The organism is Bacillus sp. AY18-3, assembly GCF_008042305.1.
In the GTDB taxonomy this organism is placed as follows: Bacteria; Bacillota; Bacilli; order Bacillales; family Bacillaceae_G; genus Bacillus_A; species Bacillus_A wiedmannii.
Map to the genome: position 1 here is coordinate 14,309 of NZ_QKQR01000013.1, position 17,375 is coordinate 31,683.

Annotated in this window: 22 protein-coding genes and 1 pseudogene; 6 read left to right on the forward strand and 17 right to left on the reverse strand. The window is 34.8% G+C overall.

From position 1 onward, the window contains the following. Window positions 1-43: 43 nt before the first annotated feature. Window positions 44-283: a D-alanine--poly(phosphoribitol) ligase subunit DltC gene (dltC, locus tag DM800_RS11595; protein ID WP_000807310.1), complete on the forward strand. Its 240-nt coding sequence runs from the start codon at window positions 44-46 to the stop codon at window positions 281-283. After that, on the forward strand, window positions 280-1,455 hold the full coding sequence (dltD, locus tag DM800_RS11600; RefSeq protein WP_001030275.1) for a D-alanyl-lipoteichoic acid biosynthesis protein DltD: 1,176 nt from the start codon (window positions 280-282) through the stop codon (window positions 1,453-1,455). Before dltC ends, dltD begins: the two co-directional genes overlap by 4 nt. 17 nt (window positions 1,456-1,472) lie before the next feature. On the opposite strand, the gene DM800_RS11605 is transcribed toward dltD, so the two are convergent. After that, window positions 1,473-2,567, reverse strand: coding sequence for an NAD(P)H-dependent flavin oxidoreductase (locus tag DM800_RS11605; RefSeq protein WP_087984825.1), 1,095 nt, complete (start codon window positions 2,565-2,567; stop codon window positions 1,473-1,475). A 115-nt stretch (window positions 2,568-2,682) separates the two neighbouring features. Here DM800_RS11605 and DM800_RS11610 point away from each other — a divergent pair, with 115 nt between their 5' ends. Further along, the gene (locus DM800_RS11610) at window positions 2,683-3,603 is read left to right on the forward strand and encodes a S66 peptidase family protein (RefSeq protein ID WP_087984824.1); all 921 of its coding nucleotides are present in this window, start codon (window positions 2,683-2,685) and stop codon (window positions 3,601-3,603) included. Between the two features lie 27 nt (window positions 3,604-3,630). On the opposite strand, the gene DM800_RS11615 is transcribed toward DM800_RS11610, so the two are convergent. The 3 genes from DM800_RS11615 to DM800_RS11625 form a co-directional block, all read right to left on the reverse strand. Beyond that, complete coding sequence (locus DM800_RS11615; RefSeq protein ID WP_000435201.1) at window positions 3,631-4,029, reverse strand: SseB family protein; 399 nt, start codon at window positions 4,027-4,029, stop codon at window positions 3,631-3,633. A gap of 85 nt (window positions 4,030-4,114) precedes the next feature. Further along, on the reverse strand, window positions 4,115-4,669 hold the full coding sequence (locus DM800_RS11620) for a cysteine hydrolase family protein (protein ID WP_137035312.1): 555 nt from the start codon (window positions 4,667-4,669) through the stop codon (window positions 4,115-4,117). Continuing rightward, on the reverse strand, window positions 4,662-5,153 hold the full coding sequence (locus tag DM800_RS11625) for a carboxymuconolactone decarboxylase family protein (RefSeq protein ID WP_097890376.1): 492 nt from the start codon (window positions 5,151-5,153) through the stop codon (window positions 4,662-4,664). Before DM800_RS11625 ends, DM800_RS11620 begins: the two co-directional genes overlap by 8 nt. A gap of 63 nt (window positions 5,154-5,216) precedes the next feature. Here DM800_RS11625 and DM800_RS11630 point away from each other — a divergent pair, with 63 nt between their 5' ends. Then, complete coding sequence (locus DM800_RS11630) at window positions 5,217-5,669, forward strand: Lrp/AsnC family transcriptional regulator (protein WP_001175491.1); 453 nt, start codon at window positions 5,217-5,219, stop codon at window positions 5,667-5,669. Between the two features lie 100 nt (window positions 5,670-5,769). Next, complete coding sequence (locus DM800_RS11635) at window positions 5,770-5,952, forward strand: DUF3913 family protein (RefSeq protein WP_000707107.1); 183 nt, start codon at window positions 5,770-5,772, stop codon at window positions 5,950-5,952. A 28-nt stretch (window positions 5,953-5,980) separates the two neighbouring features. Here DM800_RS11635 and DM800_RS11640 read toward each other — a convergent pair whose 3' ends face one another. The 12 genes and pseudogenes from DM800_RS11640 to DM800_RS11700 form a co-directional block, all read right to left on the reverse strand. After that, window positions 5,981-6,994: a CPBP family intramembrane glutamic endopeptidase gene (locus DM800_RS11640; RefSeq protein ID WP_087984822.1), complete on the reverse strand. Its 1,014-nt coding sequence runs from the start codon at window positions 6,992-6,994 to the stop codon at window positions 5,981-5,983. A gap of 195 nt (window positions 6,995-7,189) precedes the next feature. Continuing rightward, window positions 7,190-7,966 carry an ABC transporter permease gene (locus DM800_RS11645; protein WP_088062593.1) on the reverse strand — a complete coding sequence of 259 codons (777 nt, stop codon included), beginning with the start codon at window positions 7,964-7,966 and terminating at the stop codon, window positions 7,190-7,192. Next, on the reverse strand, window positions 7,966-8,868 hold the full coding sequence (locus DM800_RS11650; protein WP_087984820.1) for an ABC transporter ATP-binding protein: 903 nt from the start codon (window positions 8,866-8,868) through the stop codon (window positions 7,966-7,968). The genes DM800_RS11645 and DM800_RS11650 overlap by 1 nt, the downstream gene beginning before the upstream one ends. 14 nt (window positions 8,869-8,882) lie before the next feature. After that, complete coding sequence (locus DM800_RS11655; RefSeq protein ID WP_087984819.1) at window positions 8,883-9,677, reverse strand: ABC transporter permease; 795 nt, start codon at window positions 9,675-9,677, stop codon at window positions 8,883-8,885. Beyond that, window positions 9,674-10,372 carry an ABC transporter ATP-binding protein gene (locus tag DM800_RS11660; RefSeq protein ID WP_048544987.1) on the reverse strand — a complete coding sequence of 233 codons (699 nt, stop codon included), beginning with the start codon at window positions 10,370-10,372 and terminating at the stop codon, window positions 9,674-9,676. The genes DM800_RS11655 and DM800_RS11660 overlap by 4 nt, the downstream gene beginning before the upstream one ends. Continuing rightward, window positions 10,369-10,749 carry a GntR family transcriptional regulator gene (locus DM800_RS11665; RefSeq protein ID WP_000687513.1) on the reverse strand — a complete coding sequence of 127 codons (381 nt, stop codon included), beginning with the start codon at window positions 10,747-10,749 and terminating at the stop codon, window positions 10,369-10,371. Before DM800_RS11665 ends, DM800_RS11660 begins: the two co-directional genes overlap by 4 nt. Before the next feature lie 228 nt (window positions 10,750-10,977). After that, window positions 10,978-11,946, reverse strand: a complete 969-nt coding sequence (gene nrdF / locus DM800_RS11670) for a class 1b ribonucleoside-diphosphate reductase subunit beta (RefSeq protein WP_048544989.1) — start codon at window positions 11,944-11,946, stop codon at window positions 10,978-10,980. Window positions 11,947-12,039: 93 nt separating this feature from the next. Next, window positions 12,040-12,990 (reverse strand): ribonucleotide reductase large subunit, encoded by a 951-nt coding sequence (locus DM800_RS11675; RefSeq protein ID WP_306295567.1) that lies wholly within the window; start codon window positions 12,988-12,990, stop codon window positions 12,040-12,042. 383 nt (window positions 12,991-13,373) lie between these two features. After that, window positions 13,374-14,501, reverse strand: a pseudogene (locus DM800_RS11680) (ribonucleotide reductase N-terminal alpha domain-containing protein); the annotation flags it as partial. Continuing rightward, window positions 14,488-14,847, reverse strand: a complete 360-nt coding sequence (gene nrdI / locus DM800_RS11685) for a class Ib ribonucleoside-diphosphate reductase assembly flavoprotein NrdI (RefSeq protein WP_000634376.1) — start codon at window positions 14,845-14,847, stop codon at window positions 14,488-14,490. The gene nrdI and the pseudogene DM800_RS11680, both read right to left, overlap by 14 nt. 476 nt (window positions 14,848-15,323) lie before the next feature. Further along, on the reverse strand, window positions 15,324-15,641 hold the full coding sequence (locus DM800_RS11695) for a hypothetical protein (protein WP_000502198.1): 318 nt from the start codon (window positions 15,639-15,641) through the stop codon (window positions 15,324-15,326). 25 nt (window positions 15,642-15,666) lie between these two features. After that, entirely contained in the window at window positions 15,667-15,861 is a 195-nt protein-coding gene (locus DM800_RS11700) for a hypothetical protein (protein WP_000356682.1), read from the reverse strand. A gap of 245 nt (window positions 15,862-16,106) precedes the next feature. On the opposite strand from DM800_RS11700, the gene DM800_RS11705 reads away from it, so the two are divergent. Then, window positions 16,107-16,685, forward strand: a complete 579-nt coding sequence (locus DM800_RS11705) for a GNAT family N-acetyltransferase (protein ID WP_048544992.1) — start codon at window positions 16,107-16,109, stop codon at window positions 16,683-16,685. Between the two features lie 37 nt (window positions 16,686-16,722). Here DM800_RS11705 and DM800_RS11710 read toward each other — a convergent pair whose 3' ends face one another. Further along, a complete protein-coding gene (locus tag DM800_RS11710; protein WP_087984818.1) occupies window positions 16,723-17,325 on the reverse strand; it encodes a histidine phosphatase family protein in 603 nt (200 codons plus the stop codon). Window positions 17,326-17,375 lie beyond the last annotated feature (50 nt).

The window sequence follows — 17,375 nt, forward strand, 5'->3', positions numbered from 1 at the left end:
GTTGCACATATAATATATTTCGGATATAAAGGAGATTTTAAAAATGGCAGAATTTAAAGAGCAAGTATTAGATATTTTAGAAGAAGTATGTGAGAACGATATTGTGAAAGAAAACTTAGATGTTCAATTATTTGAAGAAGGTATTCTTGATTCTTTCGCTGTAGTATCTTTATTAGTTGAATTCCAAGAGCGTTTAGATATTGAAGTTTCTATTTCTGATTTTGACCGTGACGAGTGGGCTACACCAAACATGGTTATTAAGAAGTTGGAAGAAATCCGATGAACAAAGCAAAATTTGGTCCGATGCTTTTAGCATTGGCCCTTTTTGCTGTATTCTTACTTATTCCAACGCGCTTCCTACTTCCACTTTTAAGTGATGAAAAAGTAGAACAAGCTGCCACTTCTTTAAAAGAAGAAAAGATTCAAAGTATGATATTACAGCAAAAGATGTTAGCAGACCCGAAATACCTTCCGATGTACGGTTCATCAGAATTCGCACGTATGGATGCTTTCCATCCATCAAATTATTTCAAAGTAAAGCCTGAAGGGTTCACACCATTCCTACTTGGACGCGGGGGAACACAAGACCTTGTACATGTGTTAAACTTTGCATCTACTATGGATCAATTGAAGGATAAGAAAATGGTATTCGTTCTTTCTCCTCAATGGTTTGTACCACAAGGTATTGATGAAACACACTTTGCACCTAACTTTTCAAAACAACAAGGCTATCACTTGCTTTTCAATGATGATTTAAAGCCTGAAATGAAAAAGCAAATTGCAAAACGTTTATTAAACTTTGAAATCGTCAAGAAAGAAACTTTACTAAAAATTTCGCTTGAAGGTATCGTTTATGATGATACAAAGCATAAAGTAAAAGCACTTGCTGCTAAACCTTTCGCTTATATTTATCGTAACATTTTAGATCGTAAAGATTTATTTACAGCAATGTTTGATATTAAACCGCATAAAGAAAAACTTGACCCTTCATTAAAACAAATGAATTGGGACGAGGCTCGTAAACATGCAGATCAAACTGGTGCAGTAGAATCAGGATCTAACGAATATGGTATCGAAGATGATTACTTCAATAGCAAAATTAAGAAGAAATTGAAGCAACGTGAAGGCTACTTAAAAAATGATGCTTATGATCAATCGCCAGAATATGAAGATTTACAAATTGTACTTGATTTATTAAAACAATCTGGTGCAAAACCACTCTTCATTTCTGTTCCTGTAAAAGGTCCTTGGTACGATTACGCTGGCTTCCCGAAAGAACGTCGCGAATTGTACTACAAGAAAGTTCATGAGCAAATTGAGAAAGCTGGCTATCCAATTGCCGACTTCTCAAATCATGAGTATGATAAATACTTCTTAAAAGATCATATGCACTTAGGTTGGAAAGGCTGGGTTTATATCGATGAGGCCATCCAACAATTTTATAAAGCAAACTAACGAAAAGACCACTTGAATTATTCAAGTGGTCTTTTTCTATATATATTTTGTAATTGTTCGATTGCGTTCTCTGCTTCTTTCATAACTCGCTCCACTACATGCTGAGCTGATTCTATTCGTGCTAATGATGACGCTTGCCCTGCCCAAAGCGACATGTATTCTCCTTTATTTTGTTTTGCTGCTTCTTGGCGTATTTTAGAGGTTAATACATTTTGCACTGGATACATCGGAAGCCCTTCTTCTTTCCCTTCATGTCTCTCTATAAATTCATTACGAATACCCCGCGCATATTTCCCGGAAAACGCACGGGTCACAGTTGTACTCGTATCTGTACTATGTAAAACTGCTTCTTTATACACATCATGCGTAATACTTTCTTCACTCGTTAAAAAGGCCGATCCCATTTGAACAGCTTCTGCCCCCAGTGAAAATGCCGCAACAAGCCCTTGTCCGTTCATTACACCACCTGCTGCAACAATTGGGATATGCGGGACCGCTGCTACTAACTGCGGAATTAATGCAAACGTCCCAATCATAGCGTCCTGTTCTTTCCCAATAAACGTTCCTCTATGCCCTCCTGCCTCACTACCTTGACCAACAATAATGTCTACTCCTAATTCAGCAAGCACCCTCGCCTCTCTCACATGAGTAGCTGTTCCTATGACTTTTATTCCTCTTCTTTTTAAGTCATCTATTTCTTCTTTTTCTAACGTTTGAAATGCAAAGCTAACGACTGGTACGTTTTCTTCTACTAACACTTGTAATTGTTCTTTATAGCTTTTAGGAAGCTTTATCGTCTCTTCTTCCTCTATACCGAATTCTCTATTCACTCCGCTAAGTAATACCTTTGCCAAGTTTACTTTCTCTTCTTCTATCTGTATCTCTTTCGTTAACAGTAAATTAACACCGAAAGGCTTATCAGTTCGTTCCCTTATTTTATAAATTGCTTCACGAATTTGCTCAGGGCTCATATAGCCTGCTCCAAGCGTTCCTAGTCCTCCGCTATTACTTACAGCTGCAACAAGCTCAGGCGTCGTAATTGCACCTGCCATACCTGCTTGAATGATGGGATACTTAATTTGTAATGTATCTATAACTCGACTTGTAAACATCATTTCTCCTCCTATTCCCCTTATATCTTCTTTATTTGACAAACTTTCCCCTTCTTTTACAAGGGTTGAACTTCCTATGAAGCGAATATATTGAAAGTGAAGGAGGCTGAAAACAATGATATATCCAAATGCGTTACAACAAGGTGATACAGTAATGATTATTGCACCGTCCGGCCCACCAACAATTGAAAATGTATTAAAAGGGGTAACCCTATTACAAGAAATGGGTTTATCTGTAGTAATTGGGAAGAGTGTTTATGAGAAATATGGATATTTAGCTGGAAGTGATCAAGTTCGGCTCGATGATATACATGAAGCATTTACAAATAATGAAGTAAAGGCCATTTTCTGTGCACGAGGTGGTTACGGAAGTGCTCGTCTCCTCCCTCACATTCAATATGAAATCATTCAGCAGAATCCAAAAATCTTTTGGGGATATAGCGATATTACAGCTTTACATACGGCCTTTTCACGTTATGCAAAGCTTGTTACTTTTCATGGTCCAATGGTTGAAGAATTAGGTAAAGGTGTAGATTCTCTTTCTTTATCTTCTTTCAATCAACTATTCCATCCGTATTCAACCATCTTATCTGCTTCAGAATGTATCGTACCTACCTCTCCATGTACAGTTACAGGCACATTGGCGGGAGGAAATTTAACTGTATTAACGAGTATAATTGGCTCACCCTATGAGATAATTACGGCTAATAAACTTTTGTTGCTTGAAGACATTGGGGAAGAACCGTATCGCATTGACCGTATGTTAAATCAGCTACTTATATCTGGAAAGTTTAATGAATGTAGCGGTGTTATTTTTACAAGTTGTCACGACTGCACTCCTTCTAAACCATCTCAATCATTGCAAACAATACTATATGAATTTTTCGCACCATATCATATACCTGTCCTATTCGGTTTACCGATTGGACATATAAGCCCAAACATCGGGATTCCTCTTGGAGCTACAGCGACAATAAATACAAATAATAAAACAATCTCTATTTCTTCTGGCGTAGCCAATCCGTATTCAAATTAAAAAGGAAAAGCGATTCCGCTTTTCCTTTTATTTATAATAATTAAAAATTCGTCCAGATGCGATATCTGCAACTTCTTCTGGAATAAATGTTTTACTTATATCAGTGCCAACATTTAATACTGCTGTAGCATCTTTCTCAATGCTACCAAATAATTCTTTTCCACGTATCGTAATAAGGGGCGTTCCTTCTGGCAACACGTCTTTTACAAATTCCATTTGTGTAAAGAACGGAACGATCCATCTACCCTCTCCTTGGAAATGACGCAAACGAAGTATTCCTTCTGTTGCCCCGTCCTCTGCTTCTAGTGAACCAGCAACATAAAACTCAGTAGATAAGAGCAATTCATAAAATTCCTTTTGCTTCTGTTTATCGTCCCCTGCTACAACAAGTACTTCTTCTATTCTCTTTACCGGAATTTGCTCCATATGATGCCACCCCTATTTCAAAATGATTGTACTTAGATTATACGAAATATTCTTATTTTTTTCTACATAATTCGCAATTATTTTCTTAAAATAATTTTAACACTTCTTTTGTCGTTACAATCGTAGCAAACTCTTCATGTAAATTTACAAGTGTCATATTGTGAATATCCTCTGCATTATACTCTTTACCCTCTAGACCTTTACGGTTAAAAGTAGCCGTTGCATCACTCACTAAATACGTTGTAAATCCTAAATTTCCTGCCATTCGTGTCGTAGTCTCCACACAATGATTTGTCGTTAATCCTACAACCACTACTGCATTACATTTGTTCTCTCTTAATTGCTCTTCTAAATTTGTCCCAATGAACGCGCTGTTAACAGATTTCTGAATAATCACTTCACCTGGTAATGGCTTCAGCTCTTCTTTAAAGTTCACCGTTTCCGCTCCTTCATAAAACATCGATTGAGCATTTTCTTTATTTACATGTTGAATATGAAAAACTGGTCGTTTCCTTTTTCTCCATTCTGCTAATAACATTCTCATGTTTTCTTCAGCAAAAAGATTATTTCTCTCGCCCCAGTATGGTAACTGAAACGCCTTTTGTACATCAATTATAATAAGTGCTATTTGATTAGTCATCATTTTCTCCTTCATTCGGCTGTAATTGAAACAGAAAACCAAGTTGTTGTGACGCAGTAATAAAACAAATATAAGCGCAAAGCTCTACAATTTCTTTTTCCGTCCAATATTGTTTCAATGCATGAAACATATTATCATCTATTGCCTTTTTATCATGAACAAATGTATGTGCAAAAGTAACTGCGACACTCATTTCTTCTACCTTTTGCATATCATCAGGTCTTCCCTTTGCCATACAGTACGGACATTCATTCCCGTACGCTAATGTTCTTCTTACTTGCTCCTTTAGCTCTGCCGACAGAGTTCCTTTATTATACAGTGTATTCTCTACCATACTCCATGAATGTAATAGATCTGGATTATGCCCTAATAACTTTTGAAACTTTGTAACTCCTACATTTGATAATGAAATTCTCTCCAACATTTCCCCTCCTATTTCCTTCCGTTTTATTGTAAAATAAATAAAGTTCACTTTACATTTCATATGAATCTTAATTTATATTTTTCCTTTACAAAAATTATTATTTTACTGGAGGTATATTTACAAATGCAACTAGACCGTGTCGATCGAAAGATTTTAAATGAATTATATAATGATAGTCGCCTTTCCATGCGTGAATTGGCGAAACGAGTAAATTTATCTGCTCCGTCTACTGCAGAACGTGTTCGCAAACTTGAAAGTGAAGGCGTGATTCAAAAGTATACAATCGATATTGATTATAAAAAAGCAGGACTTGTTTTAGATTGTATTTTAGAAATCACTTTAAAAAATGGTGATACAACACGTATGCAACAGTTTATTCAGTCTTATCCATCTGCAAGTTTTTGTTACCGAGTAACAGGAAGCTTATGCTACATTGTAAAAATTTCTGTTCCTTCACTCGTTGAACTTGAAGATTTTATCAATGATGTTTCTTCATATGCAACGACAGTTTCTCATATCGTATTATCAGAAGTATCTCTTACTCCTGATATTGAACATATCTTCCCAGAAGCTTAATTTATTTTTATTCATAAAATACTAAAAAACCCCTTACAATAAGAATAAAAATAATATATTATGTATTAAAATACATAAAGTTCGAGAAAGGGGCTTTACATTGAAAATCTGGTTTTATGAAAAAACGGCACAATTAGATGATTTACTTGGCATTTGGGATAATGTTCCGACTATCCCTCGAATTGGTGAAAAAGTGGAGATTTTAAAAACAGTCCGCACTGTTACAGATATTAAATATGTAAAGAACGGTAATAATTTTCGTGTAGAAATTATTACAAATTAAAAAGTAGCTCCTAAGAGCTACTTTTTAATTATCTATCACGCGCTTTCTTTATAACGATTTTATCTTCTTTTACAGATACTGTTACATAATCATTTTCTTCTAATCGAAGCTTATTTACAGCCTCATCTGGTAGCTCTACAGCCATTAGTCTATCTGTTACGATCACTTGACTATATACTTCATTTTCTTGTGATGCACTCACCACTTTTTCCTCATTTATAAAGCGCACTGGTGGCACACCCACTTCTTTTACTGTACGCCATTGTTTCCAAACGTAAGGAATTAACCAAAGTAATCCAACAACTGTCAGACCGATACCGATCCATAAATTACTTTGCGCTTGTAATTCAGTAATTGAGATTGCGCTACTCTCTTCTCCACCGACAAATTGCATACTTGTTGCAATCAAATTATTTAGAGCGTGTACAGCGATATTCGTCCATATATTTTTCGTCTTTATGTATAAAAGACACATTACAACACCAAACATAAATGCACCAATAACATCAAAATGTCCTAAACCAAAAATAAGTGAAGATACGATTACAGCTTTTTTAATGCCCCATTTATAAGCCATGCGCTGTAAAAAGAAGCCTCTAAAAATAACCTCTTCCATAATAGGTGCTAATACACATGCTGAAATGAAAGTAAATATCGTCATATATATGTTACTCGTATTAATAACATTTACGTCTTCTAACATGGTAACTAAGAAATTCGGTAACGTATGTGCTAATATGTAAAATTGAATATGAGATATACCAACTGAAAAAATCATTCCCATTATCGTTGCTAATACAATTAATCCCCACGGTAAACGTCCTGGCTTATCAAAAAAACTGTTAAACACAACATTATTTTTATTTGTTTTTACGTATAACCAAAATAACGGAAATACAAAAAATACAGTTATTTGTGAAATAACCTCCATCGTATTCTCAGAAACATTTGCTAGACTTAATGGGATCATCGTAAGGAACAATCCTATAATCATCCATCCAAAAAAACTGCGTAGCCTTATACGTGAAAATGCATAGTGCATAATAGAACACCCCCAAAGATAGTAAAATAAATGGTGTGATAATTAAATTATCATATGAATATAGTTGAAATTCTCCCTATTTTTCTCAAATACTTTCGAACAATATATATAGTAATCATTCTTTTCTTACAGTTGAAATATACGAGAAAGTTATGTAATAAAAATCCCCGTTTTTACAAGCGGGGATTTCTTTTATTATAATACGTCACGTTTTTGGAATAATGCACTTGATGCTACAAGTAATACAACAAAGTATACAGCTACAAGTAATAAGGAAGTTGTAAATGTAAACTCTGTAAATGTTGGTTCCGTTCCGCCACTTACTAGTTTATTGCTATCGTACACACTTAAATTTAAATGGAAAAACACTACAAATTTCGCTACACCTTTTGCAAACATCATTAATACCATATTAATTGCTCCTTGTAAGAAGAAGAGAAACATCGTAATAATTAATGGTAATACAGATTTTCTAAATACGTTTGCTAAGAAAAATGCAAGCGTCGCAAAGAAGAACGGCGAAAGTACTTGATATAAAGTAGATTTCATTACGATTCCTACCGTTAATTCTGTTTTACTACCATCCATTACAATTCCGCCAATAATCATTGCAATTAACGTGCTAGCAAATATGATAAATACTATAGTAAGTAACACTGTAATATATTTAGAGAATAAAACTGTAATTCGCTTTCTTGGACGGATTAATAACTGCTTAATTGTACCTTTTTGGAACTCATCAGTAATCATACGAGAAGCAATCGTAATCCCAAAAATTGTTGCAAACAAAGTAATTAAACCAATCTCTGAACTTGCAAAATCTAAATATGATCCTTTAAATTCACTTCCGTCTCCCCATTTCAGCATCGCTAAAACTCCCAAAATCTCCAATACTGCAATGACACCAATTAAAATATACATACCTTTTTTCGCATGTAACTTTAAAAATTCATTTTGAATTAATTTAAACATTACGCTTTCACTCCCCCTGTAATCGCTAAGAACTCATCCTCTAACGTTTTATTTTGAACAGTAACTCCGTATACAAGCACATCGTCATTCACAAGTTTTTTTACAAGTTGTGGGATTTCTTCTTTCATTACAGATACTGCAATTACATTTCCTTGCGTCTTACCTTTAATGATTTCATTTGCTTTCTGTACTTGATCTACTTCAAACGCTACAACTACTGTCTCATCATGTTTCGCTTGTTCGTGTAAGTTGTACTCTTGCACAAACTCACCTTGCTTAATAATAACGACGCGATCACACATGAGTTCAATTTCACTTAATAAGTGACTTGATACGATTACAGCAATATTCTCTTCTTTCGCTAAACGTTGTAAATAATCACGAATTTGGCGAATACCAGCTGGATCTAATCCATTTGTCGGCTCATCTAAAATTAAGATTTTCGGCTGATGAAGTAATGCCTGTGCAATTCCTAAACGTTGTTTCATACCAAGTGAATATGTTTTCACCTTTTTATGAATCGCTTGCTCTAATTCAACAAGCTTTACAATCTCAGCAATGCGCTCTTTACTAATTGTTGTAATTGCCATGTTCGCAAAATGCTTTAAGTTTTGCATTCCAGTCATATAATCATATAGTTCAGGATTTTCTACGATCGCCCCAATTTGCTCTAGCGCCTTTTCACGCTCCGTGCGAATACTATGACCACAAATTGTAATATCACCCTCTGTCATTGATATAAGACCTGTCATCATACGAATCGTCGTCGTTTTACCACTACCGTTCGGTCCAAGAAACCCGTACACTTCCCCTTCACGAACTTCAAATGATAAACCGTGGATAATTTCCGTTCCACCAATCTTTTTTCGAACATTCTCTAACTTTACTACTACATTTCCCAATGTTGATTCCTCCTTTAGGCTTCTAGTTTCTTATCGATTATGCGACCTGTTATATAAACAAATAAAACAAATATACCGATTGAAAAAGCAATACTATATAAATTCATAAGCTTTTCTGGATAAAGAAACACATTTGCTTCTGATGATTCATCTATATACACTAACTTTGTTATAAAAGCAGGTGTAGGTGCAAGTCCACCTAGCATTTCATATATCATATTGATTACTTTCGTTACTAGTAAAAATAAGAAGAAAATAATTACATACTCCATTTTTTTCTTTTTCAAAGAAAATACTTTAACGCCAGCTACTGTAAAAAGTAAAACTAACAATACACTTGATAAATTAAATACATATAACACACTGCTAAATAATTGTTTTACTATATCTAACGTAAGTGTACTTTCGGTAAATAACAATCCATAGAGTTCTGTACCTTTTATTACTTTCATCGAAATGCTATAGAAAAACATAGTACCTATTACTTCAAAACACATTAAGCTAATTGCCGCATATGACAATATTGCTAAAACAATTTTTTTACCAGATATCGGTGTTAATCGAAATAATGTACTTTCGGTCATTTTCCCAAACGCAGACATCGCCTGCAGAAATACTAATACCGCAAAAATTATATAAACTAAGAATACTAAGGCAACTATAATCATTTGCCTTACTTCTCCTGATTCTTGTTTAATATAATTCCCCATACTTACAAAAGCGACAGCTGCAATAAATATGAATGACAATAACGAAATGAAAATTTGTTTTTTATTCGCATTGTACATATATATTAAACTGGCCTTCATCTACTAAACACCTCCTTAAACAAATCCGTAACAGCTTTTCCTCTTTGGAAACGTAATTCCTCTACATTTTCATGCAATACACTCTCACCATCTTTTAAAAAGATTACTTCGTCAAAAATATTTTCCACTTCTCCAATTAAATGTGTTGCAATTAAAATAGTACAGTCTTCGCGATAAAACTGTAAAATAAGTTCCAGTACATGCTCCCTAGAAACGAGATCAATCCCGCCCAATGGTTCATCTAGTACGTATAACCTCGCTTTCCTCGAAAATGTTAAAATAATTTGTAGCTTTTCAACCATACCTTTTGATAAAGCTGTAATTTTTTCTTCTAACGGTATTTTAAATTCCGCAATTGTATCTACCGCTTTTTGAATGTCGAAGTCTTTATAAAAATCTCGATAGAAGAATAAAGAATCTTTTACCGTCATCCAATCATCAAATACTGGTTTATCCGACATAAAAGAAACAATTTCTTTCGTTTCTAATCCTACCTTTTTACCAGCGATTGTAATACTGCCTTCGGAAGGATGCTGCAGACCGGCAATCATTTTCAATAACGTCGTTTTCCCGCTCCCGTTATCTCCAACGAGTCCTATAATTTTCCCTTCCGTAATCTCTATGTTTAGTTCACGGATCACTGCTTTCAATCCGTATCTCTTCCATAAGTTTTCTATTTTTAATAACTCTGTCATTCGCTCTCCTCCCTCTTCTCGTGTAATGAAGAGCGAAGGATTGTAAGAATTTCTTCTTCTGAAAAACCTAAATTGTCCATTCCATCTATAAAAGAATGAAGTAATTCTTTCGCCATCTCTTTTCGCAGCTCCATAATTTTCTCCCCTTCATTCGTTACATATCGTCCCATTCCTCTACGTGTGACAACAACCCCATCCCGTTCTAGCTCTTGAAATGTACGCTGAATCGTATTTGGATTTACTTGTAATTCACTCGCTAATTCACGTACAGAGGGAATTTTATCACCCGGCAATAAATGTCCTGTTACGATTTCTTTTTTTATGTATTCCATTACCTGAATGTAAATTGGTGTATTTGGAGAAAACTCTATTTTCATTTCTTCCCTCCTTTTGTATCAGTGTACTAGTTAAATAATACACTGATACAAATAGTTTGTAAATACCCATTTAATTACAAAAAAGTTCTATCCATTTGCTGGATAGAACTTTTTAAACAAAACTCGTTATACAAAAATAATAGTGTTATGTAAACAAACCCATAAAGAAAAGCTGTCTTAAAAGCTGTTCAATCAATGAATAAGACAGCTTTTCTTTATGAGTATATATTAAAAATCAAACACGAAGTCATCATCAGCTAACTTTTCAACGTTCGTTGCTTTTACGTAACCATTCCCTTTTACAGAGAAGAAATCATGGTTTTTCGTATCTGTACGTAAACCATTTAAAACGATTGGGTTAATTTCTTCTTCTTCAAACTTCGGCTCAAGTCCTAAGTTCATAAGTCCTTTATTCGCATTGTAACGAACGAAACGATTTACATCCTCTACAAGACCGATAGAAGTGTAAATTTCTTCTGTGTATGCCATTTCAATTTCATATAGTTCCATTAATAACTCTTGTGTTTCTTTTTGCACTTCTTGTTGATCTTCTGCAGAAAGTTCTGCGAAGAGTTGTTGTGCTAAAATACCGACGAATACGCCGTGAATTGACTCATCACGAATTATTAGGTTAATAATCTCACCACTTGCTGTCAATTTACCTTGACCTGCTAAGTAAAGTGGGTAGAAGAATCCACTATAGAATAAGTAACTTTCTAAGAATACACTTGCTACCATCGCCATGTATAACTCTTTTTTCGTTACTTCAGGCTTTAATAAACGACGATAGTAACTAGTAACAATACCAGCTTTTTTCTCAAGTAATGGATGATTGTCTACCCATTCAAAAATATCATCAATTTCTTCTTCAGTAGCTAACGTTGTGAAAATATGACTGTAACTCTTCGCATGTACTTCTTCCATAGCTCCCATGAAAGCTAATACACTTTTCGCTTGTAAATTTTCAAGATGAACAAGTACAAGTGGCATCCCTTCGCCACCTTGTTTCGTATCTAAAAGTGTTAAACCACCTAATACACGCTTATAAGCAACCTGCTCTTCTTTTGATAATTGTGCCCAAGTATTTTTGTCAGAAGATACTGCGATTTCTTCTTCTGTCCAAAACTGAGCGATGTTTTGCTTCCAAAACATTAAACTAAAATCATCTTCTTTTTTGTTCCAGTTTACCGCACGCATTCAATCGCCCCTTCTCTAAATAAACATGAAAAATTGATAACTAAGCATGAGCAGGGTTCAGAAAACCCTGCTCATGATGTCTCACTTTTTATATTAAACGGTACAAGCTACGCACTCTTCCACGCTTAACTTACGTGTTCTCGTATAATAAAGACTCTTTAAGCCTTTTTTATGTGCATAGATGTAGTAACGTGCTAATTCACGTGTTGAAATATCACTATTAACGTAAAGAATTGTACTAATTCCTTGGTCAATATGTTCTTGGATTTCTGCGATTAAATCAATTAATTTAAACTGATTCATATCGTAAGAAGATTTATAGTACCAGAACGTATCTTTTGATAAATACGGCATTGGATAATATGTCGTCGCATTCGCATATGTTCTTGATTCGATTTGACTTACGATCGGCATTACGCTTGAAGTTGCATTTTGAACGTAACTGATAGATTGTGTTGGAGCGATGGCAAGACGGTATGAATTATATAATCCATTCTTCTTCACTTGCTCTTTTAAACTTGTCCAATCTTCTTTTGTTGGAATATGAATTCCTTCAAATAGTTGCTGAACTTTTTCAGTTACTGGGCTGTAATCTGTCGTTTCGTACTTTTCAAAGTATGTGCCATTCGCATAATCAGACTTATCGAAGTCTTTAAATGTTTCGCCTTTTTCTTTAGCGATTTCCATACTTTTCTCAATAGAGTAGTAATTTAACATCATAAAGAATGTACGAGCGAACTCTTTTGCTTCTGCACTTTCATATGCGATTTTGTTTTTTGATAAATATCCGTGTAAGTTCATTGCGCCAAGTCCAACTGAATGAAGCTCATCATTTGCTTTTTTCACAGTTGGTGCATTCGGAATGATCGTCATATCAGACACAGCTGTTAAAGCTTCCATTCCCGCATGAACAGCTTCACGAATTTCTTTATTTTCCATTACATTTACGATATTTAACGATCCTAAATTACAGTTAATATCACGACGGATAATATCATCTGTACCGTAATCATTTATTTCTGAAGTTTCTTGAAGCTGGAAGATTTCTGTCTCGAATGTTCAACCGAGTCCGCTACTCCTCAGTCCGTTGCTCATGCAACTGCTGTATGTCACCATACAGGACAGACTATATCATCACCTACAGCATTACCTGATTAGGTGCTCCGCTTTTCGAACGCCAATCGCTTGCGCTCTACTCCCATAAGGGATAGTCGTTAGGCTTTTACTTATCTTACATACTTCAGAAAGTCTCTTATTACTTTATGTTGTCCCATAACTCTGCTATACAAAATAATAAGATACATTCTGAACTTTTATATTTTCATTCTAAGATAAGATTTAGCACGGTAGGTTACCTCAAATTTGAGGCTTTCCCCGTTTAACGGAGTTTTCGACTAGCATTTCTACTAGAAGGTGCTACATATTTAACACAAGTTCGACATCTTCACAGTTCCAATATCCTTCAGTGGATGTTGGTTATTTGCATTTGATTTAAACATTAAGTATGGGTAACCAGACTCAAGCTGAATCATAGCAATTTTAATAAGCATATCACGTGCACTAATATCTAGCGGCTTCTTCTTCACTTTCGGATTGCTCATTAATTCATCGTACATTTCATCAATGTCTATATCATCTAAATGCTTTCCGTATTCTTTATACACCGTATAAGGCGCGAAAACATGGAAAGGTTCGTTTTTCTCAGCAAGCTCAAAGAACTTACTTGGAACGATAATTCCGATTGATAGAGACTGAATACGGCTCTTCTCATCGGCATTTATTTTTTTTGTATCAAGGAATTCAATAATATCCCAATGGAAAATGTTTAAGTATACTGCGCCGGCACCTTTTCGTTGCCCAAGTTGATTTGCATATGAAAACGAATCTTCAAGTAATTTCATAACAGGTACTACACCACTTGCAGCGTTATCGATACCTTTAATTTGCTCACCGCGTGCACGTAGCTTAGACAAGTTTAAAGCTACTCCACCGCCGATTTTTGATAATTGCATTGCAGTATTAATGTTAAAGCCGATTGAATTTAAGCTATCATCCATCTCTAACAAGAAACAAGACACCATTTCTCCTCTTCTGCTTCGTCCCGCATTTAAAAAGGTTGGTGTCGCTGGTTGGTAGTTTTGTTTTACAATCATGCTTGCGAAGTGTTTTGCCTTCGCAACATCACCGCGTCCTAAGTATAATGAAACAATTGCTACACGATCTTCATAGCTTTCTAAGTATTGTTTTTGATCATTTGTTTTTAACGCATAATCTTTGTAGAACTTAGATGCTGCCATATAAGATTGGAACTCGAAGTTTTCACCATAAGCGATGTTATATACCTCTTCTACTTCCTCCAAGCTATACTCGTCCAGAACGTTGTAATAGTAATCATATTCTTTCATATACTCCATTCGCTCTGCCACGCTATTAAAATGAACGGTATTTTCTCTAGCTTCTTCCATAAAGACTTCTAATGCCTCTTTATCTTTATGAAGCTGATAAAAACCGTCCTGCATTTGCGTGATTTCATTATTCAGTTCAATGTGTCGCAATCTCCCGCACCCTTTCCTTAAAATATTCTACATCATTATTTGTTCCTGATAACTCAAATTTTGATACAATAGGCACTTCATATTTAGCAGAAATTTTGTCAGCACTTGCACCGAACATGTCTCCCCAGTTACGATTGCCGCTTGCAGATACGCCTTTTAATTTTTCATTATTGCGCTCTAAAAATTCTAAAACACGTTCTGGTACATTGCCAAAACCTGTTGTATACGTAATTAAAACAAAGTCTTCATCTATTACTAGATCTTCACCAATTTGAACGGCCGGCATATTTAATTTGTGAATGAAACGCTTCACGTTTCCTGTCATAGAATCATATGCAACTATCATTTCCGACCCTCCCTCTCCAATCTATACTCTCTGTATGTTGTTTCTTGATTTCTCTATATATTGTATTACGTTTCAAAATAAGACACAAGATATATGTATAAATTCTTTCTTTTTTTAAATTTTACTTTTCGACAAGACAGTCGATTTTTTTCAATACAATGACTATGAAACAACATTCTAAAACTCATGTCAATAAAGTGCTTTTCAAAAAAGTTGTCAACGAATTTAACCTTATTTTTAAAAAAGTTACCAATATATTTTGTCATAAAACGGCAAATGCTGGAGGAATATATTTCTCCAGCATCACGCAAAAAAGAACAGACATGAAACGATAATCTGTTCTAAAAAACGATTACATTTATCAGTGTTACTTTATTAAATATTATACATATACTTTCGGTTCACGTTACATACTAAAAGATAACTATTATAGAAAAAGATTATTATTATGGAAATTCAACTTATTTATGAAAAGATTATTCTGAGTGCTCAATGCGCAAAATATCTTTTACAAATATATGATGTGGATTTTCATCTTTATCAATCATTGTACATACAGGAGCTTCTTCATCAAAGTACACAATCATTCCTTCTACGTACTGATATGTATGTTGAACTTGTACGGTTACTTTAATTTCTATAGCCTCTTCATATGCTCTTTTTATTTTCTGAAGCATTTTTGCCGAACACTTTCGTTTCTCTGGATACATGACCATCCCCATAAACCTATTGCCAGCTCTATCTTTCCACATATAATCCCAATGCGGTAATATGCCTTGTTTAAAATCGCCCATAATTCCCCTCCCTATATTCTTCTAGTTACGAACGTGGCGTTTCTGAATATGTATAAATTACTTGTCCGCCGCGCTGTGCGTTCCCAATAATATGTTTAAAATCTTCTCGACTTACTACAACTTCTCTGAACGTATAAAATACATCTTTCGTAACAACATACTCCTTTATTTCACCATTTTTCAGCTGATCCAAAATTGCATTTGCTAATTCTTTATCCATGTATTTCACCTCTATGCAATATTTTATTTTATCGTATATTCTATAGGTCAACAACTGTAAAATTATCCAGGTGCTATACCTTCATTTCATTTTCATTATTTTTCAAAAAAGATCTCTTTAGTATATGTCCACTAAATATCATATACTAACATAGCTACTTCTCTATATCAATCATTTCAGCATTCAATTATGCAAAGTTCCATACCACTATGCTACAATATATAAATAGAATTAGGAGGGATACTATGATTCGGAAAGCAAAAAAGACAGATGCGAAGGCAATTGCACCTTTATTATATAACGCTCTGCACGAAATTGCTGAAAAAATCACAGGCAGCACAGTTGAGACAGAAGTATTACTAGGACTTGAAACATGGTTCTCAAAAGAGAGAAATCGACTGAGCTATGAAAACTGTTTTGTATATGTACAAGACGGGGTTGCAGTTGGGGTTATTGTCGCTTATCACGGTAGTGAAGCAACAAGTCTTGATGCACCAATTGTACATTACTTAAGAGAATTACATAAAGATGAATCAATTACATTAGAAAAAGAAGCTGAACTTGATGAATATTACATTGATACATTATCAGTTTCAAGTGCATATGGCGGAAAAGGAATCGGTTCTCAATTAATTGAAGCTGCTGAAATCCATGCAACTGAAAAGGAGCATGAAAAAATCGCATTACTTGTTAATTTAGAAAACAAACGTGCCTATTCACTATATGAAAAACTAGGTTATAAAAAAGATCAAATCGTTATGCTTGTAGGCGAACCTTATGCACACCTCGTAAAAACATTAAACATCAAAATTTCTATATCTTAAAAAGAAAGCACACGATTTATATATAAATCGTGTGCTTTTATGTTAATTTTGTATTTAATATATTTCCATCCATCGCTTCGTGGAATGTATAGGTTGTACATCCCCATGGCTTCCTATGTAAAATAGGAGAGCCAGACCATCCCATCGCTCTCAGCTCCGCACCAACCATTGCATTAATGTAATTATGACCTACAAGAGCAATACTTCCATGTACGAGAGCATAACGGTGTAATAAGTAAGCCGCTTGCCTTGCCCTCTCTCTTACTTCCTTATAAGACTCAACACCTTTATGGTAACCAAGTATCCATAATGTTCGCCCGATAAACATCCATACGTTAGGTTTACATTTCAACCATGTTGGAGCATAAAAATTCGTCGGAATTTCAGCTTCCCTAAAAAGAGAATTTTGCATAAAAGATAAAGAATTCATTAATTCAGCTGCTGACTGTATAGCACACCTTTGATTACTCGTTACAGTCAACTTTGCTGCTTCAACCGCTTCCATTGTTTCCATTGGTATAGGTGCTTTTTCTGTTATAGTATGTAAGTCATATCCTTTCATCCATTCATGAAAGGATGTAACCGTCATTGGTTCTATAGTACGATCTAAGCGGCCATGACGAATAAAAGAAATCTTCATTCTTTCCACTCTCCATTCATCACTTACGAACTCTATTATGTACTATTTTT

Excerpts from the sequence above, each read along its gene's own strand:
- dltC (WP_000807310.1), top strand. The coding sequence starts at position 44 with ATGGCAGAATTTAAAGAGCAAGTATTAGATATTTTAGAAGAAGTATGT.
- dltD (WP_001030275.1), top strand. The coding sequence starts at position 280 with ATGAACAAAGCAAAATTTGGTCCGATGCTTTTAGCATTGGCCCTTTTT.
- DM800_RS11605 (WP_087984825.1), bottom strand. The coding sequence starts at position 2,567 with ATGTTTACAAGTCGAGTTATAGATACATTACAAATTAAGTATCCCATC.
- DM800_RS11610 (WP_087984824.1), top strand. The coding sequence starts at position 2,683 with ATGATATATCCAAATGCGTTACAACAAGGTGATACAGTAATGATTATT.
- DM800_RS11615 (WP_000435201.1), bottom strand. The coding sequence starts at position 4,029 with ATGGAGCAAATTCCGGTAAAGAGAATAGAAGAAGTACTTGTTGTAGCA.
- DM800_RS11620 (WP_137035312.1), bottom strand. The coding sequence starts at position 4,669 with ATGACTAATCAAATAGCACTTATTATAATTGATGTACAAAAGGCGTTT.
- DM800_RS11625 (WP_097890376.1), bottom strand. The coding sequence starts at position 5,153 with ATGAAATGTAAAGTGAACTTTATTTATTTTACAATAAAACGGAAGGAA.
- DM800_RS11630 (WP_001175491.1), top strand. The coding sequence starts at position 5,217 with ATGCAACTAGACCGTGTCGATCGAAAGATTTTAAATGAATTATATAAT.
- DM800_RS11640 (WP_087984822.1), bottom strand. The coding sequence starts at position 6,994 with ATGCACTATGCATTTTCACGTATAAGGCTACGCAGTTTTTTTGGATGG.
- DM800_RS11645 (WP_088062593.1), bottom strand. The coding sequence starts at position 7,966 with ATGTTTAAATTAATTCAAAATGAATTTTTAAAGTTACATGCGAAAAAA.
- DM800_RS11655 (WP_087984819.1), bottom strand. The coding sequence starts at position 9,677 with ATGAAGGCCAGTTTAATATATATGTACAATGCGAATAAAAAACAAATT.
- DM800_RS11660 (WP_048544987.1), bottom strand. The coding sequence starts at position 10,372 with ATGACAGAGTTATTAAAAATAGAAAACTTATGGAAGAGATACGGATTG.
- DM800_RS11665 (WP_000687513.1), bottom strand. The coding sequence starts at position 10,749 with ATGAAAATAGAGTTTTCTCCAAATACACCAATTTACATTCAGGTAATG.
- nrdF (WP_048544989.1), bottom strand. The coding sequence starts at position 11,946 with ATGCGTGCGGTAAACTGGAACAAAAAAGAAGATGATTTTAGTTTAATG.
- nrdI (WP_000634376.1), bottom strand. The coding sequence starts at position 14,847 with ATGATAGTTGCATATGATTCTATGACAGGAAACGTGAAGCGTTTCATT.
- DM800_RS11695 (WP_000502198.1), bottom strand. The coding sequence starts at position 15,641 with ATGGGCGATTTTAAACAAGGCATATTACCGCATTGGGATTATATGTGG.
- DM800_RS11700 (WP_000356682.1), bottom strand. The coding sequence starts at position 15,861 with ATGGATAAAGAATTAGCAAATGCAATTTTGGATCAGCTGAAAAATGGT.
- DM800_RS11705 (WP_048544992.1), top strand. The coding sequence starts at position 16,107 with ATGATTCGGAAAGCAAAAAAGACAGATGCGAAGGCAATTGCACCTTTA.
- DM800_RS11710 (WP_087984818.1), bottom strand. The coding sequence starts at position 17,325 with ATGAAGATTTCTTTTATTCGTCATGGCCGCTTAGATCGTACTATAGAA.